This is a genomic window from Streptomyces sp. B3I8 (assembly GCF_030816915.1).
Classification (GTDB): Bacteria; Actinomycetota; Actinomycetes; order Streptomycetales; family Streptomycetaceae; genus Streptomyces.
In genome coordinates, this window is the sequence record NZ_JAUSYN010000002.1 from 4,397,794 (window position 1) to 4,422,495 (window position 24,702).

Annotated in this window: 22 protein-coding genes; 12 read left to right on the forward strand and 10 right to left on the reverse strand. The window is 72.9% G+C overall.

The window, feature by feature from the left end; all coding sequences use genetic code 11:
• Window positions 1–80 precede the first annotated feature (80 nt).
• From QFZ64_RS21740 to QFZ64_RS21750, 3 genes are all read right to left on the reverse strand, one after another.
• Window positions 81–1,745, reverse strand: coding sequence for a phospho-sugar mutase (locus tag QFZ64_RS21740; protein WP_307068210.1), 1,665 nt, complete (start codon window positions 1,743–1,745; stop codon window positions 81–83).
• Between the two features lie 209 nt (window positions 1,746–1,954).
• Entirely contained in the window at window positions 1,955–2,779 is an 825-nt protein-coding gene (locus tag QFZ64_RS21745; RefSeq protein WP_307068213.1) for a purine-nucleoside phosphorylase, read from the reverse strand.
• Between the two features lie 210 nt (window positions 2,780–2,989).
• Window positions 2,990–3,616: a TetR/AcrR family transcriptional regulator gene (locus tag QFZ64_RS21750; RefSeq protein ID WP_307068215.1), complete on the reverse strand. Its 627-nt coding sequence runs from the start codon at window positions 3,614–3,616 to the stop codon at window positions 2,990–2,992.
• Between the two features lie 113 nt (window positions 3,617–3,729).
• Between QFZ64_RS21750 and QFZ64_RS21755 the strand changes: the two genes are divergently transcribed.
• Window positions 3,730–4,479: an SDR family NAD(P)-dependent oxidoreductase gene (locus tag QFZ64_RS21755; RefSeq protein ID WP_307068217.1), complete on the forward strand. Its 750-nt coding sequence runs from the start codon at window positions 3,730–3,732 to the stop codon at window positions 4,477–4,479.
• Window positions 4,480–4,548: 69 nt separating this feature from the next.
• Here the strand turns inward: QFZ64_RS21755 and QFZ64_RS21760 are convergent, their stop codons facing one another.
• Entirely contained in the window at window positions 4,549–4,986 is a 438-nt protein-coding gene (locus tag QFZ64_RS21760) for a gamma-glutamylcyclotransferase (protein WP_307068219.1), read from the reverse strand.
• Between the two features lie 127 nt (window positions 4,987–5,113).
• On the opposite strand from QFZ64_RS21760, the gene QFZ64_RS21765 reads away from it, so the two are divergent.
• Together QFZ64_RS21765 and QFZ64_RS21770 are read left to right on the forward strand one after the other, a co-directional pair.
• Entirely contained in the window at window positions 5,114–6,562 is a 1,449-nt protein-coding gene (locus tag QFZ64_RS21765) for an NAD(P)H-quinone dehydrogenase (protein WP_307068222.1), read from the forward strand.
• Window positions 6,563–6,752: 190 nt separating this feature from the next.
• Window positions 6,753–7,700 (forward strand): DeoR/GlpR family DNA-binding transcription regulator, encoded by a 948-nt coding sequence (locus tag QFZ64_RS21770; protein ID WP_307068224.1) that lies wholly within the window; start codon window positions 6,753–6,755, stop codon window positions 7,698–7,700.
• Window positions 7,701–7,893: 193 nt separating this feature from the next.
• On the opposite strand, the gene QFZ64_RS21775 is transcribed toward QFZ64_RS21770, so the two are convergent.
• Window positions 7,894–9,666 carry a biotin carboxylase N-terminal domain-containing protein gene (locus QFZ64_RS21775; protein WP_307068226.1) on the reverse strand — a complete coding sequence of 591 codons (1,773 nt, stop codon included), beginning with the start codon at window positions 9,664–9,666 and terminating at the stop codon, window positions 7,894–7,896.
• A gap of 358 nt (window positions 9,667–10,024) precedes the next feature.
• Here QFZ64_RS21775 and QFZ64_RS21780 point away from each other — a divergent pair, with 358 nt between their 5' ends.
• Window positions 10,025–10,573: a hypothetical protein gene (locus QFZ64_RS21780; protein ID WP_307068228.1), complete on the forward strand. Its 549-nt coding sequence runs from the start codon at window positions 10,025–10,027 to the stop codon at window positions 10,571–10,573.
• Here the strand turns inward: QFZ64_RS21780 and QFZ64_RS21785 are convergent.
• From QFZ64_RS21785 to QFZ64_RS21800, 4 genes are all read right to left on the reverse strand, one after another.
• Complete coding sequence (locus tag QFZ64_RS21785; protein WP_307068231.1) at window positions 10,542–11,165, reverse strand: nucleoside triphosphate pyrophosphatase; 624 nt, start codon at window positions 11,163–11,165, stop codon at window positions 10,542–10,544. The genes QFZ64_RS21780 and QFZ64_RS21785 overlap by 32 nt on opposite strands.
• A 52-nt stretch (window positions 11,166–11,217) precedes the next feature.
• Window positions 11,218–11,346 (reverse strand): morphogenic membrane protein MmpB, encoded by a 129-nt coding sequence (gene mmpB, locus QFZ64_RS21790; protein ID WP_307068233.1) that lies wholly within the window; start codon window positions 11,344–11,346, stop codon window positions 11,218–11,220.
• A 142-nt stretch (window positions 11,347–11,488) separates the two neighbouring features.
• Window positions 11,489–11,707, reverse strand: coding sequence for an acyl-CoA carboxylase epsilon subunit (locus QFZ64_RS21795; RefSeq protein WP_307068235.1), 219 nt, complete (start codon window positions 11,705–11,707; stop codon window positions 11,489–11,491).
• A 27-nt stretch (window positions 11,708–11,734) separates the two neighbouring features.
• Entirely contained in the window at window positions 11,735–13,336 is a 1,602-nt protein-coding gene (locus QFZ64_RS21800; RefSeq protein WP_307068237.1) for an acyl-CoA carboxylase subunit beta, read from the reverse strand.
• Window positions 13,337–13,749: 413 nt separating this feature from the next.
• Between QFZ64_RS21800 and QFZ64_RS21805 the strand changes: the two genes are divergently transcribed.
• The 5 genes from QFZ64_RS21805 to hutH all read left to right on the forward strand — a co-directional run bounded on the left by QFZ64_RS21805 (window position 13,750) and on the right by hutH (window position 19,920).
• The gene (locus QFZ64_RS21805) at window positions 13,750–14,622 is read left to right on the forward strand and encodes a biotin--[acetyl-CoA-carboxylase] ligase (RefSeq protein WP_307068239.1); all 873 of its coding nucleotides are present in this window, start codon (window positions 13,750–13,752) and stop codon (window positions 14,620–14,622) included.
• A 105-nt stretch (window positions 14,623–14,727) separates the two neighbouring features.
• Complete coding sequence (locus QFZ64_RS21810) at window positions 14,728–16,023, forward strand: adenylate/guanylate cyclase domain-containing protein (RefSeq protein WP_373430643.1); 1,296 nt, start codon at window positions 14,728–14,730, stop codon at window positions 16,021–16,023.
• A gap of 85 nt (window positions 16,024–16,108) precedes the next feature.
• Window positions 16,109–16,924 carry an enoyl-CoA hydratase/isomerase family protein gene (locus tag QFZ64_RS21815; protein ID WP_307068242.1) on the forward strand — a complete coding sequence of 272 codons (816 nt, stop codon included), beginning with the start codon at window positions 16,109–16,111 and terminating at the stop codon, window positions 16,922–16,924.
• An 82-nt stretch (window positions 16,925–17,006) separates the two neighbouring features.
• Window positions 17,007–18,161: a diguanylate cyclase domain-containing protein gene (locus tag QFZ64_RS21820; RefSeq protein WP_307068243.1), complete on the forward strand. Its 1,155-nt coding sequence runs from the start codon at window positions 17,007–17,009 to the stop codon at window positions 18,159–18,161.
• Between the two features lie 220 nt (window positions 18,162–18,381).
• The gene (gene hutH, locus QFZ64_RS21825; RefSeq protein ID WP_307071811.1) at window positions 18,382–19,920 is read left to right on the forward strand and encodes a histidine ammonia-lyase; all 1,539 of its coding nucleotides are present in this window, start codon (window positions 18,382–18,384) and stop codon (window positions 19,918–19,920) included.
• A gap of 235 nt (window positions 19,921–20,155) precedes the next feature.
• Here hutH and QFZ64_RS21830 read toward each other — a convergent pair whose 3' ends face one another.
• Window positions 20,156–20,656: an LPXTG cell wall anchor domain-containing protein gene (locus QFZ64_RS21830; RefSeq protein WP_307068245.1), complete on the reverse strand. Its 501-nt coding sequence runs from the start codon at window positions 20,654–20,656 to the stop codon at window positions 20,156–20,158.
• 422 nt (window positions 20,657–21,078) lie between these two features.
• On the opposite strand from QFZ64_RS21830, the gene QFZ64_RS21835 reads away from it, so the two are divergent.
• The 3 genes from QFZ64_RS21835 to QFZ64_RS21845 all read left to right on the forward strand — a co-directional run bounded on the left by QFZ64_RS21835 (window position 21,079) and on the right by QFZ64_RS21845 (window position 24,678).
• Window positions 21,079–22,329, forward strand: a complete 1,251-nt coding sequence (locus tag QFZ64_RS21835; RefSeq protein WP_307068248.1) for an Ig-like domain-containing protein — start codon at window positions 21,079–21,081, stop codon at window positions 22,327–22,329.
• 396 nt (window positions 22,330–22,725) lie between these two features.
• Complete coding sequence (locus tag QFZ64_RS21840; RefSeq protein ID WP_307068250.1) at window positions 22,726–22,959, forward strand: hypothetical protein; 234 nt, start codon at window positions 22,726–22,728, stop codon at window positions 22,957–22,959.
• A gap of 270 nt (window positions 22,960–23,229) precedes the next feature.
• Window positions 23,230–24,678, forward strand: coding sequence for an ABC transporter permease (locus QFZ64_RS21845; protein ID WP_307068253.1), 1,449 nt, complete (start codon window positions 23,230–23,232; stop codon window positions 24,676–24,678).
• Window positions 24,679–24,702: the final 24 nt, after the last annotated feature.

The following is a 24,702-nucleotide window of genomic DNA, read 5'->3' on the forward strand; positions in this document are numbered from 1 at the left end:
GGGGTGCGGGGGTGCGGGGGTGCGGGGGTGCGGGGTGGGAACCGGTCGCACCGGTTCCCACCCCGCACCCCCGCTGCCGTTCAGAGCCCCGCGGCCTCGGCCACGTCCTTCTTCAGCGCCGCCAGCAGCGCCGCCGCGCGCTCCCGGGCCGCTCCCAGGCCGTCCCGTCCGGCGACGGGGACGACCACCTCCAGGTAGCACTTCAGCTTCGGCTCCGTGCCGCTCGGGCGGACGATCACCCGGGCGCCGTCCATCGTGTAGCGCAGCCCGTCCGTCGGCGGCAGCCGGTCCGTCCCCCGGGTCAGGTCCTCCGCCCCGGTCACGGCGAGCCCGGCCAGCCGTGCGGGCGGCCGCTCGCGCAGTCGCCGCATCGCGTCGCCGATGACGGACAGGTCCTCCACCCGCACCGACAACTGGTCCGTGGCGTGCAGACCGTGCTCGACGGCGAGATCGTCGAGGAGGTCGAGCAGCGTGCGTCCCTCGGACTTCAGCCCGGACGCCAGTTCCGTCAGCAGCAGGGCCGCCGTGATGCCGTCCTTGTCGCGCACCCCGTCCGGGTCGACGCAGTAACCGAGCGCCTCCTCGTAGCCGTACCGCAGGCCCTCGACGCGGGCGATCCACTTGAATCCGGTGAGGGTCTCCTCGTACCCCAGCCCCGCCGACCCGGCGATCCGGCCGAGGAGCGAGGAGGAGACGATCGACTCGGCGAACGTGCCGGTCGCCCCGCGCCGGACCAGGTGCGCGGCGAGCAGCGCGCCGACCTCGTCGCCGCGCAGCATGCGCCATTCGCCGCCGTCCTTCACGGCGGCGGCGCACCGGTCGGCGTCCGGGTCGTTGGCGACGACCAGGTCGGGGTCGGCCTCACGGGCGGTCGCGAACGCCAGGTCCATGGCGCCCGGCTCCTCCGGGTTGGGGAAGGCGACGGTCGGGAAGTCCGAGTCGGGTTCCGCCTGCTCGGCCACCAGCACGGGCGCGGGGAAGCCGGCCCGGGCGAACGCGGCCAGCAGCGTCTCCTTGCCGACGCCGTGCATCGCCGTGTAGACGGTGCGCGCGGTGCGCGGCGAGCCGGGGGCGAGGACGGCGTCCGTGCGGGCGAGATAGGCGTCGAGGACGGAGTCGTCGAGGACCTCCCAGCCGGAGTCCGGGCGGGGGACGTCGGCCAGGGCGGTGATCGCGTCGATCTCGGCGGCGATCTCCGCGTCGGCGGGCGGCACGATCTGCGAGCCGTCGCCCAGATACACCTTGTAGCCGTTGTCCCGGGGCGGGTTGTGGCTCGCGGTGACCTCCACGCCGGCGACCGCGCCGAGGTGCCGGATCGCGAAGGCGAGGACGGGGGTGGGCAGCGGGCGGGGCAGGACCGCCGCGCGCAGACCCGCGCCGGTCATCACGGCGGCGGTGTCGCGGGCGAAGTCGGCGGACTTGTGGCGGGCGTCGTAGCCGATGACGACGAGGCCGGCGGCCGGTGCGTCGCCGTGCGTGCCGCCGTGCGGGGTGCCGTTCTTCTTCAGGTACGCGGCGAGGCCCGCGGCGGCGCGGATGACGACGGCGCGGTTCATGCGGCGGGGACCGGCGCCGAGTTCGCCACGCAGGCCGGCGGTGCCGAACTCCAGGGTGCCGGAGAAGCGGTCGGTGAGTGCGGGGAGGTCGTGGGCGTCGAGGAGGGCGGCGAGTTCCTCGCGGGTGTCCGGATCGGGGTCCTCTGCGAGCCAGGCCTCGGCCCTGGCGAGGAGATCGTCGTCGTGCACGGGTCAGCCTCTCTCGTTGTCGTGCGGGGTGTGTGCGGGGTGCCGGGTGCGGTGGGGTTCCCGCCCCCGCCGCCCGTGCCCTTCCCGTCCCCGGGGGCTGCGCCCCGGACCCCCGCGGGCGCGTTGTCGGGCGGCGGCCGGTGGGAGTTCCCGCGCCGTTCCCCGTGTCTCTTACGGGCCGCGGCCCCTTGCGGGGTGTCCTGCAGCCCCTAGATGCGGTCCAACACCTTCGTCAGGAGTGCGCCCATGCGTGTGGCGCTGTCGCGGCCGGCCTGGAGGACCTCCTCGTGGTTGAGGGGTTCGCCGGTCATGCCGGCCGCCAGGTTGGTGACCAGGGAGATGCCCAGCACCTCCGCGCCCGCCTCGCGTGCGGCGATCGCCTCCAGCACCGTCGACATGCCGACCAGGTCCGCGCCGATCGTCCGGGCCATCCGGATCTCCGCCGGGGTCTCGTAGTGCGGCCCGGGGAACTGGGCGTAGACGCCCTCCTCCAGGCGGGGCTCGATCTCCTTGCACAGTGCGCGCAGCCGCGGCGAGTACAGGTCGGTGAGGTCGACGAAGTTCGCGCCCACGATCGGTGAGGTCGCGGTCAGGTTGATGTGGTCGCTGATCAGCACCGGCTGCCCGGGACGCATCGTCTCGCGCAGACCCCCGCAGCCGTTGGTCAGGACGACCGTCTTCGCGCCGGCGGCGACGGCCGTGCGCACGCCGTGGGCGACCGAGGCGACCCCGTGACCCTCGTAGTAGTGGGTGCGGCCGAGGAACACCAGGGCGCGCTTGCCGCCGACGCGGTACGAGCGCAGCCGCCCGCCGTGGCCCTCGACGGCCGGCGGGGCGAACCCGGGCAGGTCGGTGACCAGCAGTTCGGCGTCGGGCTCGCCGAGGGCGTCGACGGCGGGTGCCCAGCCGGAGCCCATCACGAGGGCGACGTCGTGGGTCTCGGCGCCCGTCAGCTCGCGCAGCCGTGCGCCGGCGGTGTCGGCGGCGGCGTACGGGTCGCCCTGGCGGTCGTCCGGAAGAAGAGAAGCGTTCACGCGCAAGAGAGTAGCCGCTTACCGCCTACGCGCGTAGATGACGGAGGTCACGGGAGTGCGATCGTTGTCGTGTCGTTTCCGACGGGCCACTTCGGGCGGCGGGCGGCCCTCAGGGTCTTTCGTTTGGATCAGGCCGGCTGGGAGGCGCGGTGCGTCTTCGACCGACCCGTGCCGGACCCCGCGACGCCGGAATGATCCGAACGAGAGACCCTAGGCCGACGGCCAGTTGAGCAGGGCGGTCTCGGCGACCTGCCGGAGCTCCTCGCGGGTGGCCCCGCTCGCCGCCTGGACGGCGATGCCGTTGCCGACGGTCATGACGTAGCGGGCGAGCGCGGCGGGGTCGGCGTCCGGGGGCAGGTCGCCCTCGTCGACGGCCCGGTGGAACCGGTCGCGCAGGCGTGCGGTGCCCTCGTTGCGCCAGTCGGCGAGGGCCTCCCGGACGGGCTGTCCGGCGCTGCCGGCGGCGAGCGAGGCCTGGACGCCGAGGCATCCGGTGGGGCAGCCGGGCAGGGTGGTGGCGCGGACGGCGCCGTCGAGGAAGGCGGTGACCACCCGGCGGGCGGTCGGTTCCGTCAGGGCCCGGCCCACGTAGGAGGCGGGACCCTCGCCGTAGCGCTCCAGGGCCTTGCGGAACAGGGCCTCCTTGTTGCCGAAGGCCGCGTACATGCTGGTGCGGGTGATGCCCATGGCGGCGGTGAGGTCGGTGAGGCCGGCGCCCTCGTAACCCTGCTCCCAGAAGACCCGCATGGCGCGTTCGAGCGCCTCGTCGGCGTCGAAGCCCCTCGGCCGGCCGATCGGTGCCTTCTGTCGCGCCACCGGCTGCTCCCGTTTCTCCATGAGGCCCACCCTACTCCTTCTGTACCGATCGGTTTGGAGGTGCTACGGTCGTCGACGTCGCTCATTCAGTACCGATCGGTACTGAAAAATATCCTGTTGGGAAGGTCATTGACATGGGGCAGCTCGAGGGCAGGACGGCCGTGGTCACCGGCGGCGGTACGGGGATCGGCCTGGCCAGCGCCGTACGGCTGGCGGCTGAGGGGGCGCATGTGTTCGTCACCGGGCGGCGCAAGACCGAACTGGACGCCGCCGTCGAGGCCATCGGCCCGGACCGGGCCACCGCCGTGCCGGGGGACATCGCGAACCCGGCCGACCTGGACCGGCTCTACGACGCCGTCCGGGCCCGGGGACGGGGGCTGGACATCGTCTTCGCCAACGCGGCGACCGCCTCGCTCGTGACCCTGGAGCAGGTCACCGACGAGGAATACGATCGCACCTTCGACGTGAACGTGCGCGGCACGCTGTACACCGTGCAGAAGGCGGTGCCGCTGCTCAACGACGGCGCCTCGGTCATCCTCAACGCGTCCACCGCCGCGGACAACGGCCAGGACACGTTCACGCTGTACGCGGCGTCCAAGGCGGCGGTGCGGTCGTTCGCGCGGACGTGGGCGAACACGCTCAAGGACCGCGGGATCCGGGTGAACGCGATCTCGCCCGGGCCGATCGACACGCCCGCGATCACGGGGCTGGTCGGGGAGGAGCGGGCGGAGGAGACGAAGGCGCACCTCGCGACGACGGCGGCGATCGGGCGGATGGGGCGGCCGGAGGAGGTCGCGTCGCTGGTGGCGTTCCTCGCGTCCGACGAGAGCAGCTTCTTCCTCGGCGCGAACGTGTACGTCGACGGCGGCGAGAACCAGATCTGACGGGGTGGGTGCGGTGCCGGCCCGCCGGTGGTGGCCGGCCGCCACCGGCGGGTGGCCCGGGGCCGGCCGTCAGCAGGGGCGCTTGCGCAGCTCCATGACGTAGTCGTGCGGGGCGCCCGCCGACTCCGCCGCGTCGGCCACCTCGCCCAGATAGCGGGCGGACGGCAGCCCGCCCTCGTACGCGTTGAGGACGTACGCCCAGGCGGACTCCTCGCCGTCCAGCGTGTGCACCCGCACCTTCACGCGGCGGTATATGTCCATGCCGACACCCTCCCAGCGGTCCAGGGAGTCCTCGTCCATGGGGGTGATGTCGTACAGCGCGACGAACACCTGGGAGCCGGGCGCCTCCACGATCGTCGCCAGCGCGCCCTCCCAGCTCATCTGCTCGCCCCCGAATGTGAGCCGCCAGTCGTTCAGCCAGCCCGTGGCGCGCAGCGGCGAGTGCGGGGCGCGGCGGGTCATGAGCCGCGCGTCGAGGTTGCCGGCGTACGCGGCGTAGAGCGACATGAGCGCAGCGTACGGCAGTTCCGCACGGGTCACCCGGGCGGCGCCGCGGGGGCGGCGCCCGCCGCGGGCGCCCCCTCGCCGCCCCGCCGTCGGCCCCGGCGGGAAGCATGTTGAAGCGTGCGGGACAATGGGATACGTGACTCGGATCGTGATCATTGGCGGCGGACCCGGCGGATACGAAGCGGCGCTGGTGGCCGCGCAGCTCGGCGCGGAGGTGACCGTCGTCGACTGCGACGGCCTGGGCGGCGCGTCGGTACTGACCGACTGCGTGCCGTCCAAGACCCTCATCGCGACCGCGGAGGTGATGACCACGTTCGACTCCTCCTACGAGGAGCTCGGCATCATCGTCGCCGACGACACCCCGCCGCTGGAGCAGGCGGCCCGGGTGGTCGGGGTCGACCTGGGCAAGGTCAACCGCCGGGTCAAGCGGCTCGCGCTGGCCCAGTCGCACGACATCACCGCCTCCGTGACGCGCGCCGGTGCCCGTGTCGTGCGCGGGCGCGGCCGGCTGGAGGGCATGCAGGCCGTCGACGGCTCGCGCACGGTCGTCGTACGGGCCGCCGACGGCAGCGAGGAGCGGCTCACCGCCGACGCCGTGCTCATCGCCACCGGCGGTCACCCGCGCGAGCTGCCCGACGCGCAGCCCGACGGCGAGCGCATCCTGAACTGGACCCAGGTCTACGACCTCGACGAGCTGCCCGAGGAGCTCATCGTGGTCGGCTCCGGTGTCACCGGCGCCGAGTTCGCGGGCGCCTACCAGGCGCTCGGCTCCAAGGTCACCCTCGTCTCCTCGCGCGACCGGGTACTGCCCGGCGAGGACCCGGACGCCGCCGCCGTCCTGGAGGACGTCTTCCGCCGCCGCGGCATGAACGTCATGGCCCGCTCCCGCGCCGAGTCCGCCAAGCGGGTCGGCGGCCGGGTCGAGGTCACCCTCGCGGACGGCCGGGTCATCACCGGCTCGCACTGCCTGATGGCCGTCGGCGCCGTTCCGAACAGCGCGGGCATGGGTCTGGAGGAGGCCGGCGTCCAGCTCCGCGAGTCCGGGCACATCCGCACCGACCGGGTCTCCCGTACGACGGCGCCGGGCGTGTACGCGGCCGGCGACGTCACCGGCGTCTTCGCGCTCGCCTCCGTGGCGGCCATGCAGGGCCGCATCGCGATGTACCACTTCCTCGGCGACGCGGTCGCCCCCCTCGACCTGAAGACCGTCTCCTCCAACGTCTTCACCGACCCCGAGATCGCCACCGTCGGCTACTCGCAGGCCGACGTCGACGCCGGAAGGATCGACGCCCGCGTCGTCAAGCTGCCGCTGCTGCGCAACCCGCGCGCCAAGATGCAGGGCATCCGGGACGGCTTCGTCAAGATCCTCTGCCGTCCGGGCACCGAGATCGTGGTCGGCGGTGTCGTGGTGGCCCCGCGCGCCTCGGAACTCATCCACCCCATCTCGATCGCGGTCGACAACAACCTGACGGTCGAACAGATCGCGAACGCGTTCACCGTGTACCCGTCCCTGTCGGGATCGATCGCCGAGGTCGCCCGTCAGCTCCACACCCGCAAGGCGACGGGCGGCGCCTGAGCGACGGCCGGCCAACGGCCCCTCGGCGCACGACGGTTCGGCGCGGTCACGGGGAGTCGCCGGACGGACGGACGGGGGGTGCGACGAGTGGGGAGTGCGTATACCACTTGTGACCAACCTGTGCGAACAACTTCTGTTATTCGGCGCATACTGCTGAAAGCAGGCGGTCCTTGGGGTTACTGTCAGTTTCGTGTTCGCTGCAGAACGTCGCCAATTGATCCTCGAAATGGTGCGCGCGAACGGGGCCGTGTCGCTCCGTGAGCTCGCCCGCGTCGTCCAGACCTCCGAAGTGACCGTACGGCGGGACGTGCGCGCACTGGAGGCAGAAGGACTCCTCGACCGCCGGCACGGCGGTGCGGTACTGCCGGGCGGGTTCACGCGGGAGTCCGGCTTTCCGCAGAAATCACATCTCGCGACCGCCGAGAAGACGGCCATCGCCGATCTCGCCGCGAGCCTCGTCGAAGAGGGCGAGGCGATCGTGGTCGGTGCGGGCACCACCACGCAGGAACTGGCCCGCCGGCTCGCCCGGGTGCCGGGGCTGACGGTCGTCACCAACTCGTTGCTGGTGGCGCAGGCCCTCGCCCACGCCAACCGGGTGGAGGTCGTGATGACCGGCGGCACCCTGCGCGGCTCCAACTACGCGCTGGTCGGGTCGGGGGCGGAACAGTCCCTCCAGGGGCTGCGGGTCTCCCGGGCGTTCCTCTCCGGCGCCGGACTCACCGCCGAACGGGGGCTCTCCACGTCCAACATGCTCTCCGCGTCGGTCGACCGGGCGCTGGTGCAGGCGGCGGCGGAGGTCGTGGTCCTCGCGGACCACACGAAGCTCGGGACGGACACGATGTTCCAGACCGTGCCGACGGATCTCATCACCCGACTCGTCACCGACGAGCCGCCCGCGCACGACGACCGTGCGGGCGGGGAACTGCAGGCGCTGGCCGACCAGGGCGTGCAGATCGCGCTGGCCGGGGCGGGGGGCGGTGAGACGGGACCCGGCGGCCGGCAGGCGCGTCGGGACGTCGGGCTGCCGGGACCCCGACGGCAGGGGCCGTCGGGGCCGCAACTGCGCAGCGCCCCTGTCCTGGGCGAGTCCCCGGGCGGCGACCGCCCGGCCAGAGTGGCCGACCTCCGCCGCCGGTAGCCTGCGGCTCGCCTCTCGGGGGGTGGGGCTCGCGGTTCGGTGCGGGGTGGTGGGTGGCTGCTCGCGCGGTTCCCCGCGCCCCTGGGGGGCCGGAGGCGCGAGCCACGGAGGGGGGAGGGGACGGACAGGGGCGGCGGGAGCGAGAAACGCCCCGGCCGTCCCTACCGCCGCTGCCCGCCCCCGGAGGGAACCGTCAGTCCTTGATCTCGCAGATCGGCGCGCCGGACGTCACGCTCGCGCCGACCTCCGCCGCGAGCCCCTTCACCGTCCCCGCCCGGTGCGCGTTGAGCGGCTGCTCCATCTTCATGGCCTCGAGGACGACGATGAGGTCGCCTTCCTTGACCTCCTGGCCCTCCTCGACCGCGACCTTGACGATCGTCCCCTGCATGGGAGAGGCCAGCGTGTCGCCGGAGGCGACGGGGCCCGACTTCTTCGCGGCCCGCCGCTTCGGCTTGGCGCCCGCCGCCAGCCCCGTACGGGCGAGCGTCATCCCCAGCGACGCCGGCAGCGACACCTCGAGGCGCTTGCCGCCGACCTCGACGACGACCGTCTCGCGGCCCGTCTCCTCGTCACCGTCGGCCTCCGCGGCCGCGGAGAACGGCTTGATCTCGTTGACGAACTCCGTCTCGATCCACCGGGTGTGCACGGTGAACGGGTCGGCGGAGCCGGTCAGCTCGGGGGCGAAGGCCGGGTCGCGGACCACCGCGCGGTGGAACGGGATCGCGGTCGCCATGCCCTCCACCTGGAACTCGTCCAGCGCACGGGCGGCCCGCTGCAGCGCCTCCGCCCGCGTGCGGCCGGTGACGATCAGCTTGGCCAGCAGCGAGTCCCACGCCGGGCCGATGACCGACCCGGTCTCGACGCCCGCGTCGAGGCGGACACCGGGTCCCGACGGCGCCTCGAAGCGCGTGACCGTGCCGGGCGCGGGCAGGAAGCCCCGGCCCGGGTCCTCACCGTTGATGCGGAACTCGAAGGAGTGACCGCGCAGCGGCGGGTCGTCGTAGCCGAGCTTCTCGCCGTCGGCGATGCGGAACATCTCGCGCACGAGGTCGATCCCGGAGACCTCCTCGGTGACCGGGTGCTCGACCTGGAGCCGCGTGTTGACCTCCAGGAAGGAGATCGTGCCGTCCGCCCCGACGAGGAACTCCACCGTGCCCGCGCCGACGTACCCGGCCTCCTTCAGGATCGCCTTGGAGGAGGAGTAGAGCTGGGCGAGCTGGTCGTCGGAGAGGAACGGCGCCGGGGCCTCCTCGACGAGCTTCTGGTGCCGGCGCTGCAGCGAGCAGTCACGCGTGGAGACGACGACCACGTTGCCGTGGGAGTCGGCCAGGCACTGCGTCTCCACGTGCCGGGGCTTGTCCAGGTAACGCTCGACGAAGCACTCGCCCCGCCCGAACGCGGCCACGGCCTCGCGCACCGCCGAGTCGTACAGCTCGGGCACCTCTTCGAGGGTGCGGGCCACCTTCAGACCGCGCCCGCCACCGCCGAACGCGGCCTTGATCGCGATGGGCAGGCCGTGCTCCTTCGCGAAGGCCACGACCTCCTCCGCGCCGGACACCGGGTCCGGGGTGCCGGCCACCAGCGGCGCGCCGGCGCGCTGCGCGATGTGCCGGGCGGCCACCTTGTCGCCGAGGTCGCGGATGGCGTGCGGGGGCGGGCCGATCCAGATCAGGCCCGCGTCCAGGACCGCCTGCGCGAACTCCGCGTTCTCGGAGAGGAAGCCGTAGCCGGGATGGACGGCGTCCGCGCCGGAGTCGGCGGCGGCCTGGAGCACCTTGGAGATGTCCAGGTAGCTGGTGGCCGGGGTGTCCCCGCCCAGGGCGAACGCCTCGTCCGCGACCCGCACGTGCACCGCGTCCCGGTCCGGTTCCGCGTACACGGCCACGCTCGCGATGCCGGCGTCGCGGCAGGCCCGGGCGACACGGACCGCGATTTCGCCACGGTTGGCGATCAACACCTTGCGCACGTTGGCTCCCTCTCCTTGAAACAAGCCGAGTTTAGGGACTGCCGACACGACGTTTCGACCCGTGCCCAATGGTGAGCTTCCCCACACGGAGCGTGAGTCGGGGCTCACTCGAGCGGCGAAACCCCTTGTCGCACCGGAGTACGCGGGGGCCCTCCCGGAAACCCTAACCCTCCGGTGCGGTCGAGGTCTCTGTGCGGCCGTGCTGCGGGCGGTCGTGTTTCTTTGTGGAGTCCCTACTAATGGCCCAATGATTCTTTGCCGTCGCCGCACCCCTTGTCCTCGCCTTTACCCGTGAGTAGCGTTCCCGTTGCTCCGTACGTACTCGGGGTAACGCGCGGGAAGGCGGGGGTGGGGCGGGATGCTGCGAAGACCGGTGGCCCTGGTGGCGGCGGTCGTGCTCTTCTGCGAGGCGGTGGGCATCGCGGTGCTCAACTGGTCCCTGGGCACGCTCGTCGACCGCCAGCACATGTCCCTTGCCGGGCTCGACCCGAAGGACATGTCGGCGTCCTCGAAGATCGGCGGCCTGGTCTTCGGCCTCTACTTCGTGCTCTGCGGCATCGCCGCGCTGGCGGTCTGCCTGCGCAACCGGCCGTCCGCCGGACTCGGGCGGGTGCTGCTGATCAGCGCGGCGGTGGTGCACGCGGTGCTGGGGGCGTTCGCCGTGGGGCTGATCGGCTGGCGGGCGTTCGCCTACATGATGGTCGTACTGGCGCTGATCGTGCTCACGCTGATGACGTACGACCGCGAGGACGGGACGCGGGGTGCCGATCCGGTACCTTCGGACGCTCCGGAGTCCCCGGCCGCCCCGGAGTTCCCGGATTCTCCGGCCGCCCCGGACTCCCCGGCGGACGCGCCGCCCGCCGGGAACGGGTCCGTCAGTGCGCGGGGCGCGCCCACAACTCCGTGATGCCGACGCCGAGTTCCGCCAGCAGGCGGCGGACCAGCGGCAGGCTGAGACCGATGACGTTGCCGTGGTCGCCGTCGATGCCGTCGATGAACGGCGCCGAGCGGCCGTCCAGCGTGAACGCGCCCGCGACGTGGAGCGGCTCCCCGGAGGCGACGTAGGCAGCGATCTCGTCGTCCGTGGGCTCCCCGAAGCGGACCACGGTGGACGCGATCGCCGAGACGTGACGGCCGGTCTCCGTGTCCCACACGCAGTGACCCGTCTGCAGCGTGCCGGTCCGGCCGCGCATCGCCTTCCAGCGGGCCGTGGCCTCCTCGGCGTCTGCGGGCTTGCCGAGCGCCTCGCCGTCCAGGTCCAGCACCGAGTCGCAGCCGATCACCAGGGCGCCGCGTACGTCCGGCCGGGCGGCCACGACGGACGCCTTCGCCTCGGCGAGGGCGAGGGCCAGTTCGGCGGGGGTCGGGGCGTCGAAGGGGTCCTCGTCCACTCCGCTGACGACGACCTCGGGAGCGAGCCCCGCCTGGCGCAGCAGGCCGAGGCGGGCGGGGGACTGGGAGGCGAGCACGAGCCTTCGGGGCGACGACTGATCGGTCATGCGGTCAGCGTATTGCCTGGTACGGCCTGCCGGCGGGTGGGGGCTCGCGGTCTCACATGATGCCCAGGACGAGCATCGACACGACCATGGCCAGCGCCATCAGGATGCCGAGGCGGCGCAGCATGTCCTGCGTGTCGCGCAGTTCCTCGGGCGGCTCGTCGTCGGGGTCGGACCACAACATGCCCTCGAGCTTGCGACCGGCCGGTCGGTCCGCGCCTGAGTACGGGTACTCAACTTCCCGGGCGGCCACCGCCACCGCGCGGAGCCGGGCCGCCGGCCCGGCTCCGGGGCATGCCGCCGGCCCGGCCCCGGGAGGCGGCCCGTCAGCCCGGCCAGTACGTGCGGCTCCAGGCCGCCGGGCCCGGCTGCGGCAGCCGGTGGGCGGCGATGCGGGAGGGGTCGGACCAGGAAGGACGGGCGGGGCGCGGGGCCGGCTCGTCCGGCGCCGCGGCCGTGGCCGCCGCGGCGCGGGCACGGACCACCGCGAGGGCGGCGGCGAGTTCCTCCGGGGTCGGGTTGCCCCGTACGACCTTGATCGTCACAGCGGCTCCTTCCAGGGGCTGCACGGGCTACAGGGGAATGTTGCCGTGCTTCTTCGGGGGCAGGGACTCGCGTTTGGTCCGCAGCTGCCGCAGGCCGCGGACGAGGTGGGCGCGGGTGTCGGACGGCATGATCACGGCGTCGACGTAGCCGCGTTCGGCGGCGACGTAGGGGTTGAGGAGGGTGTCCTCGTACTCCTGGAGCAGCCGGGCCCGGGTCGCCTCGGCGTCGTCCGCGGCGGCGATCGTGCGGCGGTGCAGGATGTTGACGGCGCCCTGGGCGCCCATGACGGCGATCTGCGCGGTCGGCCAGGCCAGGTTGAGGTCGGCGCCGAGGTGCTTGGAGCCCATGACGTCGTAGGCGCCGCCGAAGGCCTTGCGGGTGATGACCGTGATGAGGGGGACGGTCGCCTCGGCGTAGGCGAAGATCAGCTTGGCGCCGCGGCGGATGATGCCGTCGTGCTCCTGGTCGACACCGGGCAGGAAGCCGGGGACGTCGACGAAGGTCAGCACGGGGATGTTGAAGGCGTCGCAGGTGCGCACGAAGCGGGCCGCCTTCTCGGAGGCCCTGATGTCCAGGCAACCCGCGTACTGCATCGGCTGGTTGGCGACGATGCCGACGGGCCGGCCCTCGACGCGGCCGTAGCCGGTGACGATGTTCGGCGCGTACAGCGGCTGCGTCTCGAAGAACTCCGCGTCGTCCAGGACGTGTTCGATCACCGTGTGGATGTCGTACGGCTGGTTCGCGGAGTCCGGGACGAGGGTGTCGAGTTCGCGGTCCTCGTCGGTGACCGCGAGGTCCGCCTCCTCGGGGAAGGCGGGCGGCTCGGAAAGGTTGTTGGAGGGCAGGTAGGACAGGAGCTGCTTGACGTACTCGATCGCGTCCTTCTCGTCGCCCGCCATGTGGTGGGCCACGCCGGAGGCCGTGTTGTGGGTGCGGGCGCCGCCGAGCTCCTCGAAGCCGACGTCCTCGCCGGTGACGGTCTTGATGACGTCCGGGCCGGTGATGAACATGTGCGAGGTCTGGTCGACCATGACCGTGAAGTCGGTGATCGCGGGGGAGTAGACCGCGCCGCCCGCGCAGGGTCCGACGACCAGGCTGATCTGCGGGATCACGCCGGAGGCGTGGGTGTTGCGGCGGAAGATCTCCCCGTACGCGCCGAGCGAGGCCACGCCCTCCTGGATACGGGCGCCGCCGGAGTCGTTGATGCCGATCACCGGGCAGCCGGTCTTGAGCGCGAAGTCCATCACCTTGACGATCTTCTGCCCGTAGACCTCGCCGAGCGCGCCGCCGAAGACCGTGAAGTCCTGGGAGAAGACGGCGACCGGACGGCCGTCCACGGTGCCGTAGCCGGTGACCACGCCGTCGCCGTAGGGGCGGTTGGCCGCGAGCCCGAAGTCGGTCGAGCGGTGCCGGGCGAACTCGTCCAGCTCGACGAACGAGCCCTCGTCCAGGAGCAGTTCGATCCGCTCACGGGCCGTCAGCTTGCCCTTGGCGTGCTGCTTCTCCACGGCGCGTGCCGAACCGGCGTGCGTGGCTTCCTCGATACGGCGCTGCAGATCCGCGAGCTTGCCCGCGGTGGTGTGGATGTCGATCTCTTCGCGCGCCTGGCGCTCTTCCGGCTCGGACATCGGGGATGCGGCTCCCTGCCTGCTCAAGTGGGGACGTGAGGGATGCGATGTGCTCGGAGGCTTGCGGTTCTCGGGTGATCGGGAAGGCCCGGCGGGGACCGGGGAGACTCGGTCGGGGATTCATACGAGGGGGGACGCTCAGAAGAAGGGTCGGCTACTCATCCGTAGCGTAGTGGTGCGCCTACCGATCGGCAGTGCGGCGTTGGCCACACCGGGCGCGTTCCGGGGCGTGTTTCGGAAGTCCCGTCTGTTCGGCGGTGTCCGTCACGCACGCTCCCGGTGTTGTCGGGATCGCCCCGTTGCATCCGGTGTCGGGGCGGCCCTCCGCCTTGCGGTCGCACGCACCGGACGCCGCCGGACCCGCCCTCCGGGCGGACGGCGCTCCGTTCGGAACACGCCCTAGGCTGACCCGTATGACGCCGCGAGACGCCTCTGAGCCGCCGCCCAGCCGCTGGTCCGACCTGGACCGGCCGCCGCTGAACGCCGGTGCGCTGCGCCGGGCGCTGGTGCGGCCGGGGAGCCTGTGGTCGGCGGTGGAGGTGGCTCAGCACACCGGGTCCACCAACAGCGACCTCGTCGACCGTGCGGTGAAGGGCACGGCGGCCGAGGGCGCGGTGCTGGTCGCCGAGGAGCAGAGCGCGGGACGCGGCCGCCTCGACCGCAGGTGGACGGCCCCCGCCCGCTCCGGTCTCTTCTTCTCCGTCCTGCTCGACCCGGCCGAGGTCCCGCTCGCCCGCTGGGGCTGGCTGCCGCTGCTCACCGGTGTCGCGGTGGCCACCGGGCTGTCCCGCGCCGCGGGCGTCGACACCGCCCTGAAGTGGCCCAACGACCTGCTGGTCACCGTCGGCGGTGCCGAGCGCAAGACCGGCGGCATCCTCGCCGAGCGGGCCGGGGACCGGGGCGTCGTCGTCGGCATCGGCGTCAACGTGAGCCTGCGCGCGGACGAGCTGCCCGTGCCCACCGCCGGGTCGCTGGTCCTCGCGGGCGCCTCCGGCACGGACCGGGACCCGCTGCTGCGGGCGGTGCTGCGCTCCCTGGAGCAGTGGTACGGCCGCTGGCGGGAGGCGGGCGGGGACGCCGCGGCGAGCGGTCTCCAGGAGACGTACGCCGCCGGATGCGCCACGCTGGGCCGTACCGTGCGGGCCGACCTGCCGGGCGACCGGTCGGTCACCGGAGAGGCGGTGGCGGTCGACGGGGACGGACGGTTGGTGATCGCCACGGAGGAAGGGGTACAGGAGCCGGTGGGCGCGGGCGACGTGATCCACCTGCGGCCCGCCGGGGCGTGACCGTCGACGACCGGCCGTCTCCGTCGGGGAGTGAGCTACCGCACACCTGCCGTAGAGTTGAGCGCGGTCGATACCTGACCGCGACAGATCGGAAGGGCAGCAGGCGTGACCGTCGACGATTCGGGCTCGGGTACGGGCGCACATCCCGCCCCCGACGGTGAACCGGCGCGGGACGACGAGGCCGGCCCCGGCGAAGCCGGTTCCGACGAGCCCGGTCCCGACCGGCCGGATGCCGACCGGCCGGATGCCGACCGGCCGGATGCCGAGCGGCCGGGTGCCGACCGGCCGATCTCCGTCGACGCCGAGCCCCCGGAGGGCGGCGGTCCGGAGGAGGCCGGTGCGGAGGAGGATCCGCTCGCGCTCCGGCTGGAGGGCCTGATCCTCGGCGCCGAGCGCCGGTACACCCCCTTCCAGGCGGCCCGCAGCGCGGGCGTCTCCATGGAACTGGCCTCCCGCTTCTGGCGGGCCATGGGCTTCGCCGACATCGGCCAGGCCAAGGCGCTCACCGAGGCCGACGTGCTGGCCCTGCGGCGGCTCGCCGGCCTCGTCGAGGCGGGGCTGCTCAGCGAGGCGATGGCGGTGCAGGTCGCCCGGTCCACCGGCCAGACCACCGCCCGGCTGGCCGAATGGCAGATCGACTCCTTCCTGGAGGACCTCACCGAGCCGCCCGAGCCGGGCATGACCCGCACCGAGGTGACGTACCCGCTGGTGGAGCTGCTCCTGCCGGAGCTGGAGGAGTTCCTCGTCTACGTCTGGCGGCGCCAGCTCGCGGCCGCCACCGGGCGGGTCATCCAGGCCACGGACGACGAGGAGATGGTCGACCGCCGCCTCGCCGTCGGCTTCGCCGACCTCGTCGGCTTCACGCGGCTGACCCGTCGCATGGAGGAGGAGGAGCTCGGTGAACTGGTCGAGGCCTTCGAGACGACGGCCGCCGACCTCGTCGCCGCGAACGGCGGCCGGCTCATCAAGACCCTCGGCGACGAGGTCCTCTACGCGGCCGACGACGCCGGTGTCGCCGCCGAGACCGCCCTGCGGCTCATCGAGACCATGGCGAACGACGAGACCATGCCGGAGCTGCGCGTCGGCATAGCCTTCGGCACGGTCACCACCCGAATGGGCGATGTCTTCGGCACGACGGTGAACCTCGCGAGCCGCCTGACGTCGATAGCCCCCAAGGACGCCGTCCTGGTGGACCAGGCGTTCGCCGAGGAACTCATCCGCTCCGGCGAGGCCCCCGCCTCGGAGGCGGAGGCCGCCGAAGCCGCCAGGACGGCGGAGAAGGAGGGCGTGGACCCCCCCGCCTACCGGTTCGCCCTCCAGCCCATGTGGCAACGCCCGGTCCGCGGTCTGGGCGTGGTCGAACCCTGGCTCCTCACCCGCAGGACCACCGAGGACGCGTGAGCGGCGGCGGCCCTTCCCCCGCACCCCGCCTCCCTGCGATGATCGACCCCGACGGGAGTTAACCCACGTTAACCGGGAGGGCGGCATGGCCGACAAGGCGGAACACACGGACGACGGCCGGCGCTACGGCGACCACGTCGTCGTCAGGCGCCACACCCACGTCGCGGAACTCGTACTCGACCGGCCCAGGGCCATGAACGCCGTCTCCACGGACATGGCCCGCTCTCTCGCCGCCGCCTGCGCCGCCCTGGCCGCGGACCGCACCGTACGGGCGGTCGTCCTCACCTCCTCCCACGAGCGTGCCTTCTGCGTCGGCGCCGACCTTAAGGAGCGCAACTCCCTCACCGACGCCGACCTCCTCGCCCAGCGCCCCCTCGCCCGCGCCGCGTACACCGGCGTCCTGGACCTGCCGATGCCGACGATCGCCGCGGTGCACGGCTACGCGCTCGGCGGCGGCTTCGAACTCGCCCTCGCCTGCGACGTGATCGTCGCCGACCGCACGGCGGTGGTGGGCCTGCCGGAGGTGTCCGTGGGCGTCGTCCCGGGCGGCGGCGGCACGCAACTGCTGCCCCGCCGGGTGGGCGCGGCCCGCGCGGCGGAGCTGATCTTCTCGGCCCGCCGGGTGGAGGCCGCCGAGGCCCGGGAGCTCGGCCTGGTGGACGAGCTGGTGGAAGCGGGCGGTGACCGCGAGGCCGCGCTCGCGATGGGTGCGCGGTTCGCCGCGAACTCACCGGTCGGCCTGCGGGCGGCCAAGCGGGCGCTGCGGGTCGGCTGGGGGCTGGAGTTCCGGGCCGGCCTGGAGGTGGAGGACGCGGCCTGGCGCACGGTCGCGTTCTCGCCGGACCGTGCGGAGGGGGTGGCGGCGTTCAACGAGCGCAGGGCGCCACGCTGGGCGGACTGACGCCCGCTCGCCCCATTCACCCTCACCCCCGTTCGCCGTCCCCGATCTCCCCTTTCGCCGGGATCGTCCCTAACCTGGAGTGGTGGGTGAGGACAGACGGTTGCGGACCGTGGTCGCGCTGGCGCAGGGCATGGCCGCCGCGCCCGCCTCTCGTGACGCCTACCGCGCCGCCGCCCTCGGTGCCCGCGACGCGCTCGCCGGCAGCTTCGCCGCGCTCTCCGTCTGGGAGCGCGGCCGGGGCTGCCTGCGCGTTCTCGTGAACGTCGGCGCCCGCGCCGAGGACGAGGAGGAGTTCCCGGAGGACGAGACGTACCCCGTGCACGAGTTCCCGGAGATCACCGAGTTCCTGCACGAGCGCTGGGCCGGCGGCGTCGGCCCCAGCGCCTGGGTGGAGACCGCCGGCGGCCCGGAGGGCGCGTCGGCCGCCCGCGCCGGCTACTGCCACCAGCGCGTCGCCGCGCTCCGCCGGCGCGGCCGGGGCTGCTGCGTCGTCGCCCCGGTGGTGCTGCACGGCCGCGCCTGGGGCGAGCTGTACGTGGCGCGGCGGGTGGGCGCGGCGGTGTTCGACCGGGAGGACACCGACTTCGCGACGGTGCTGGCCTCCGTCGTCGCCGCCGGGATCGCGCAGACCGAGCGGCTGGAGGAGGCCCGCCGGCTGGCCTTCACGGACGCCCTCACCGGCCTCGCCAACCGCCGCGCCGTCGACATGCGGCTCGACGAGGCGCTGGACCGGCACCGCGCCGAGGGCGCCGTCGTGAGCCTCGTCGTGTGCGACCTCAACGGGCTGAAGCGGGTCAACGACACTCGCGGCCACGCGGTCGGCGACCGGCTGCTGGAACGTTTCGGTTCCGTCCTCTCCCTGTGCGGCGCGATGCTCCCGGGCACGCTCGCCGCGCGGCTCGGCGGCGACGAGTTCTGCCTGCTCGCGGTGGGGCCGCCCGGCGACGAGGTGGTCCGCGCGGCCGACGAGCTGTGCCGACGGGCGGCCGAGCTGGAACTGGGGGACGGGGTGGCGTGCGGGGTCGCCTCCACGGACGACCCGATCGGGCCGGTGCGCTCGGCGCGACGGCTGTTCCGTCTGGCCGACGCGGCGCAGTACCGGGCGAAGGCCCTCCGGGCGGGCAAGCCGGTGGTGGCAGGCCGCGAGGGCGCCGACGACCCGGTCGTCCGCCTGGCGGACGCACCCCCACCGGGCGCGGCCGAACGACGCGCGTTCCGCGGCCGCAGGGTCCCGTGACGCTGCGGGAGGCGCGATTCGAGGGGCGCGGGGAACTGTGCGATCTTCCAGGGGGTCCGGGGGGCGGAGCCCCCCGGGGTCGGCGCGGGAAGGGGCGGCGGGGGCGAGAAAACCCGCAACACCCACCACTTACCACCCTCCGCCGCCCTCGCCCCCGCCCTCACCCGCGCCCCCACCCGTGACAGCGCGGAATTCACTGCGTACGCTCCTGAATATGGATATGCACACCGTGGTGGTGGGGACCACCCACGTCACCGCCTCCGACGTGCTCGCCGTCGCCCGCGACGGCGCCCGCGTCGAGCTCTCCGACGCCGCCCGCGCGGCCCTCGCCGCCGCCCGCCGCACCGTCGAGGCGCTCGCCGCCAAGCCCGAGCCCGTCTACGGCGTCAGCACCGGCTTCGGCGCCCTCGCCACCCGGCACATCAGCGAGGACCTGCGCACCCAGCTCCAGCGCAACATCGTCCGCTCGCACGCCGCCGGCATGGGCCCCCACGTGGAGCGCGAGGTCGTCCGCGCGCTGATGTTCCTGCGGCTGAAGACCGTCTGCTCCGGGCACACCGGCGTCCGCCCCGAGGTCGCGCAGACCATGGCGGACCTGCTGAACGCCGGCATCACCCCGGTCGTCCACGAGTACGGCTCCCTCGGCTGCTCCGGCGACCTCGCGCCGCTCTCCCACTGCGCGCTCACCCTCATGGGGGAGGGCGAGGCGGAGGGCCCCGACGGCGTCGTGCGTCCCGCCGCCGAGCTCCTCGACGCGCACGGCATCGCCCCCGTCGAACTGCGCGAGAAGGAGGGGCTCGCCCTCCTCAACGGCACCGACGGCATGCTCGGCATGCTGCTCATGGCCCTCGCCGACCTCGACACCCTCTACAAGAGCGCCGACATCACCGCCGCCCTCAGCCTGGAGGCCCTGCTCGGCACCGACCGGGTGCTCGCCCCCGAGCTGCACGCCATCCGCCCGCACCCCGGGCAGGCCGCCAGCGCCGCCAACATGCTCGCCGTGCTGCGCGACTCCGAGCTCACCGGGCACCACCAGGACGACGCGCCCCGCGTGCAGGACGCGTACTCCGTGCGCTGCGCGCCCCAGGTCGCCGGTGCCGGCCGGGACACCCTCGCGCACGCCCGGCTGGTCGCCGAGCGCGAGCTGGCCGCCGCCGTGGACAACCCCGTGGTGCTGCCCGACGGACGGGTGGAGTCCAACGGGAACTTCCACGGCGCCCCGGTGGGGTACGTGCTGGACTTCCTCGCGATCGCCGTCGCCGACCTCGCCTCCATCGCCGAGCGGCGCACCGACCGGCTGCTCGACAAGAACCGCAGCCACGGGCTCCCGCCGTTCCTCGCCGACGACCCCGGCGTCGACTCCGGGCTGATGATCGCCCAGTACACGCAGGCCGCCCTGGTCAGCGAGCTGAAGCGGCTCGCCGTGCCCGCCTCCGCGGACTCCATCCCGTCCTCCGCGATGCAGGAGGACCACGTCTCGATGGGCTGGTCGGCGGCGCGCAAGCTCCGTACGGCGGTCGGCAACCTCGCCCGCGTCCTGGCGGTCGAGCTGTACGCGGCCACCCGCGCGATCGAGCTGCGCGAGGGCCTGACCCCCGCCCCGGCGAGCCGCGCCGCGATCGACGCGACCCGCGCGGCCGGCGTCGGCGGTCCGGGCCCCGACCGCCACCTCGCCCCCGACCTGGCGGCGGCGGACGCCTTCGTCCGGGCCGGCGGCCTGGTCGCGGCGGTGGAGACCGTCACCGGACCGCTCGCCTAGGGCCTCTCGTTCGGATCATTCCGGCGTCGCGGGGTCCGGCACGCGCCTGTGCGGCGTTGTCGTCGGTTGCCGGGGCTCCGCCCTGGCGCCCTCCTCCGCCTTGCAGCCGCACGCACCGGACCCCGCTCGGGTCGGTCGAAGACGCACCGCGCCTCCCAGCCGGCCCGATCCAGACGAAAGACCCCAGGTTCCCGATCGGGGAGGCGCACAGGAGCGCGCGGCGGCGCGCGGCGGCTCAGTACGCCGTCGTGCGCTCCCGCCGTACGGAGAACGCCACGAAACCCGCCCCCAGGCCGAGGAGGAGGGTGCCCCCGATGACGTACGGGGTGGTGTCGATGCTTCCGGTGTCGGCGAGCCGGGTGTCGGCCGGGCCGTCCAGGCCGCCGAGGGGCTCAGTGGCCGTGCCCGTCCCCGTCTCCCCGCTCGACCCGCCCCCGCCCGTCGACTCCGACGCCGGGACCTGGGCCGCGTGCGCGGTCCGCGCGGCCGTGTCCGTCGCCGTGCCCGTGTTCGTCGTCGTGCCCGTGCTCGTTGTGTCCGTGCTCGTTCTCGCGGCCGTGCCCGTGGAGGTTCTCGTGACCGCCGAGGTGCCGGTCACGGTCGACGACTCCTGCGACGCGCCCTGCGAGGCGTTCGCGGACGGGACGAACCACAGGGCCGCGAGCATGGTCCCCGCGGCGGTGGCGGTCAGCAACGATCGGCGTGCGGTGGACGACGATCGGCGTGCGGCGGACACGAATTATCGATCCCCTTGTGGCGCTTGCGAATTGGCCGTGTGGGCAGATGCTAGTGAAAGGCGTGGGTCGCGGGAAAGTCACGGTCTCCGAACGATCGGAGCGAGGTGGTTTCGCGCCACCCTCGCACGCCACCGCGCGCCACAGTGCGCCACCCCCCGGGGGCACCCCCGGTGCACTGTTCCCGCGGCGGCACGGGGATGATTGACCTACGGGATCGGGAACCGGAACGGGGACGCGGGCGTCTGACTGATTGCTCCCTGGTGTCCCTCCGGGCGCGGTGGTCTCCGCGCGCCCGCCGTCCGGGGTGGTGTGGGTAACACACCCGAGCCCTGTGGATGGGGGCGGACCGGTCGTAGCGTTGAAGGTTCTGACGGGGATCTCGGGGTATTTCGGGGATTCGGCAACGATGGAGAAGCGTGTGATGACGGACGGTAAGCGGCGCAAGGGTCTCGTGGCCGCGTCCGCACTGCTGGGCGGCGTGCTGGTGCTCACCGGGTGCAGCGGCGGCGACTCGGACGCCAAGGGCGGCGACGGCGACTCCACCTCGCAGGCGAAGGCCGACAAGGCGGCCGCGCAGAAGGCATCCGAGGCGGACATCACGATCACGCCGAAGGACGGGTCCGACAACGCGTCCATCAACAACGCCGCGAAGGTCGTGGTCGCCAAGGGCACGCTGAGCGACGTGACCATGACCACGGCCTCCGGCACCGCCGTCTCCGGCCGGATATCGGCCGACAAGAAGAGCTGGGCGCCCACCGGCCAGCTGGAGCGGGCGACCACCTACAAGGTGGCCGTGACCGCCGAGGACGCCAAGGGCCGCGCCGCCCACGAGAACGCCTCGTTCACCACCGTCTCGCAGGCGCACTCCTTCATCGGCAACTTCACGCCGGACAACGGCCAGACGGTCGGCGTCGGAATGCCCGTGTCGATCAACTTCGACAAGGCCATCACCAACAAGACGGCCGTACAGAAGGGCATCACCGTCTCCTCCAGCTCCGGGCAGGAGGTCGTCGGACACTGGTTCAACGCCAACCGCATCGACTTCCGCCCCGAGAAGTACTGGACGGAGAACTCCACGGTCACCCTCAAGCTCGCGCTGGACGGGGTCCAGGGCGCGAACGGCGTCTACGGCGTCCAGCAGAAGACGGTGACGTTCAAGGTCGGCCGCAACCAGGTCTCCTACGTCGACGCGCAGACCAAGCAGATGAAGGTCACGCAGGACGGCAAGACGATCAAGACCATCCCGATCTCCGCCGGTTCGCCCGAGAACAAGACCTACGAGGGTCAGATGGTGATCTCCGAGAAGTTCAAGGAGACCCGGATGAACGGTGCCACGGTCGGCTTCACGGACGACGACGGCAAGGGCGAGTACGACATCAAGGACGTGCCGCACGCCATGCGGCTGAGCAGCTCCGGCACGTTCATCCACGGCAACTACTGGGGCGCCAAGTCCATCTTCGGTGCCGTGAACACCAGCCACGGCTGCGTCGGTCTGTCCGACACCAAGGGCGCCAACGACTCCAGCACGCCGGCCGCCTGGTTCTACAACAACTCCCTCCTCGGTGACGTGGTCGTCGTCCAGAACACCGGCGACAAGACCGTCGCCCCGGACAACGGCCTCAACGGGTGGAACCTGAACTGGGCCGACTGGAAGGCCGGTTCGGCCGTCTGACGCACGACCGGCCGGTTTTTGGCCCGACCCGCCCGGTCGGCACACCCGCACAGCACGAACGACGGCGCCGCCGCCCCCCGCACCGCACGGGGGCGGCGGCGCCGTCGTCGTGGTGCGGGCGTGCGGGCGTGCGGGCGTACGGACAGACGGGCGAACGGGTGCACGGACAGATGTGGGCGGGCGGAGGCAACGCGTGATTCATGCGCCCGGGGGCGGGCGACCGAGTGCCGTTCACCCTCGCGCCACGTCGCCCACGGATACGCGCCAGACGTGGGAGATTTTCGGCCCAAGATCAACCGGGCGGATCACTGCGCTCTGTTTCTCCATACCATCATCCCGCAATCGTTCCTCCTGCCCCACCAGTTGATCCGTGACGCGCGTTCAGGAGTGTTTGTCATGCTCAAGAAGATGTTCGTGTCCGCGGCCGTGGCCGCCACCGCCGTTGCGGCCATGGCCGTCGGCACCGGTTCGGCCTCGGCCGCCACCTTCGTCCCCGCCGGCGTCTACCCGTCGAGCAACGCCTGCGCCGACGCGGGCAACGCGGGCTTCCCGCAGGGCCGCTGGGTCGGCTGGCGCTGCGAGTCGCTGGGCGGCGGCCAGTACCTGCTCTGGGTCCAGCCGACGTACTGACACGTCCACCGGCGGTGGAGCGCGCACACCGCGTTCCACCGCCGTTCTGCGTCCGGCGACCGACCGGGGACACGCAGGGCCGAACGGGGCACGCACAGGACCCAAGAGGGCACGCACAGAACCCAATAGGGCATGCGCAGGACCCAACAGGGCACAGGTACGGCCCACTTGGACTCGCGCACGGCCCGACAGACCCACGGGCGAGCTCTTCTCATCTTTCTCTTATGCCGGGCTTACGGCTTCGTCACGGGGCGTTCCTACCGTGCGACCATGTTCTTCACCTACCTGAGGCGCGAACTGCGCCGCCGCAGAAAAGCGGCCCTGGTCGTCGCCTCTGGGCTCGCACTGGGCATAGCCCTGGTCATCGTCGTCAGCTCCGTCTCGTCCGGCATGGGCAAGGCCCAGGACAAGGTCCTGCAGTCGCTGTACGGCCTGGGCACCGACATGACCGTCACCAAGGCCGCCGCGCAGAGTTCGGACGGCGCGCAGCGGCCCCGCTTCAACTTCGACGCCAAGGGCGGCGACTCCGACGAGGAGCAGAGCAGCGACCGCGTCATGGTGCAGGGCTTCCAGACCCTGGCGAGTTCCACGGTGGGCAAGGTCGACGCGCAGAGCGGCGTGTCCGACGCGGTCGGGGGCCTGAGCCTCCAGGTCTTCAAGGTCAGCGGCCAGTTCCGGCAGGGCCAGTTCAAGCAGGACCAGCGCGGCGGCGACAGCGGGGGCATGAGCCGGCCGCAGGGCACGATCGAGGGCGGCGGCGCCGACTTCGACGTCAACAGCTACTCGGTCTACGGCACCGACGTCGCCGAACCGGCCCTCGGCCCGCTCACCTCCTCCAAGATCACCAGTGGCCGTACGTTCAAGACCTCGGAGACCGACGCCAAGGTCGTCGTCGCCGACGAGTCGTACGCCAAGGAGAAGAAGCTGGCCCTCGGTGACACCGTCACCATCAAGAGCGTCAAGTTCAAGGTCATCGGCATCGCCACCCCCGACAGCGGGGACGCGGCGGCCAACCTCTACGTCCCGCTGAAGCAGGCCCAGACGCTCAGCGACTCGAAGGACAAGGTCACCACGATCTACGTCAAGGCGACCGACTCGCAGAAGATCGACTCGGTCAAGTCGGCGATCCAGAAGAACATCCCGGGGACCACCGTCACCACCTCCGCCGACCTCGCCGACACCGTCTCCGGCTCCCTGTCCACCGCCTCCGACCTGGCGACCAGCGTCGGCAAGTGGCTGTCGATCGCGGTGCTCGTGGCCGCGTTCCTGGTGGCCGGACTGCTCACCTCCTCGGCGGTCTCCCGGCGCGTGCGCGAGTTCGGCACGCTCAAGGCGCTCGGCTGGAGGTCCGGCCGCGTCACCCGACAGGTGGTCGGCGAGGCCATGGTCAACGGACTGGTCGGCGGCGCCCTCGGCATCGCGCTCGGCCTCGCCGGCGCGTACGTCGTCACCGCGATCAGCCCCACCCTCCAGGCACAGCTCGGCGGCGGCTCGGCCGGGGGCGGCGGCGTCGGCGGCGGTCCCGGCGGCGGCTTCGGCGGCGCGGGGCGGCGGCAGGCCGCGACGTCCCTGGAGGTCGCGCTCACCGCGCCGGTCAGCCTCACCACCATCGCGGTCGCGGTCGGCCTGGCCGTGGCCGGCGGGCTCATCGCCGGCGCGTTCGGCGGCTGGCGCGCCTCCCGTCTGCGCCCCGCGGACGCGCTGCGCCGCGTCGAGTAGATCCCCCTGTACTGACTCGGACTC

Bases quoted from the DNA above. Each gene is read 5' to 3' on its own strand.
- QFZ64_RS21750 (WP_307068215.1), bottom strand. From the start codon at position 3,616: ATGGAGAAACGGGAGCAGCCGGTGGCGCGACAGAAGGCACCGATCGGC.
- QFZ64_RS21755 (WP_307068217.1), top strand. From the start codon at position 3,730: ATGGGGCAGCTCGAGGGCAGGACGGCCGTGGTCACCGGCGGCGGTACG.
- QFZ64_RS21760 (WP_307068219.1), bottom strand. From the start codon at position 4,986: ATGTCGCTCTACGCCGCGTACGCCGGCAACCTCGACGCGCGGCTCATG.
- QFZ64_RS21765 (WP_307068222.1), top strand. From the start codon at position 5,114: ATGGGATACGTGACTCGGATCGTGATCATTGGCGGCGGACCCGGCGGA.
- QFZ64_RS21780 (WP_307068228.1), top strand. From the start codon at position 10,025: ATGCTGCGAAGACCGGTGGCCCTGGTGGCGGCGGTCGTGCTCTTCTGC.
- QFZ64_RS21785 (WP_307068231.1), bottom strand. From the start codon at position 11,165: ATGACCGATCAGTCGTCGCCCCGAAGGCTCGTGCTCGCCTCCCAGTCC.
- mmpB (WP_307068233.1), bottom strand. From the start codon at position 11,346: ATGTTGTGGTCCGACCCCGACGACGAGCCGCCCGAGGAACTGCGCGAC.
- QFZ64_RS21800 (WP_307068237.1), bottom strand. From the start codon at position 13,336: ATGTCCGAGCCGGAAGAGCGCCAGGCGCGCGAAGAGATCGACATCCAC.
- QFZ64_RS21805 (WP_307068239.1), top strand. From the start codon at position 13,750: ATGACGCCGCGAGACGCCTCTGAGCCGCCGCCCAGCCGCTGGTCCGAC.
- QFZ64_RS21815 (WP_307068242.1), top strand. From the start codon at position 16,109: ATGGCCGACAAGGCGGAACACACGGACGACGGCCGGCGCTACGGCGAC.
- hutH (WP_307071811.1), top strand. From the start codon at position 18,382: ATGCACACCGTGGTGGTGGGGACCACCCACGTCACCGCCTCCGACGTG.
- QFZ64_RS21835 (WP_307068248.1), top strand. From the start codon at position 21,079: ATGACGGACGGTAAGCGGCGCAAGGGTCTCGTGGCCGCGTCCGCACTG.
- QFZ64_RS21840 (WP_307068250.1), top strand. From the start codon at position 22,726: ATGCTCAAGAAGATGTTCGTGTCCGCGGCCGTGGCCGCCACCGCCGTT.
- QFZ64_RS21845 (WP_307068253.1), top strand. From the start codon at position 23,230: ATGTTCTTCACCTACCTGAGGCGCGAACTGCGCCGCCGCAGAAAAGCG.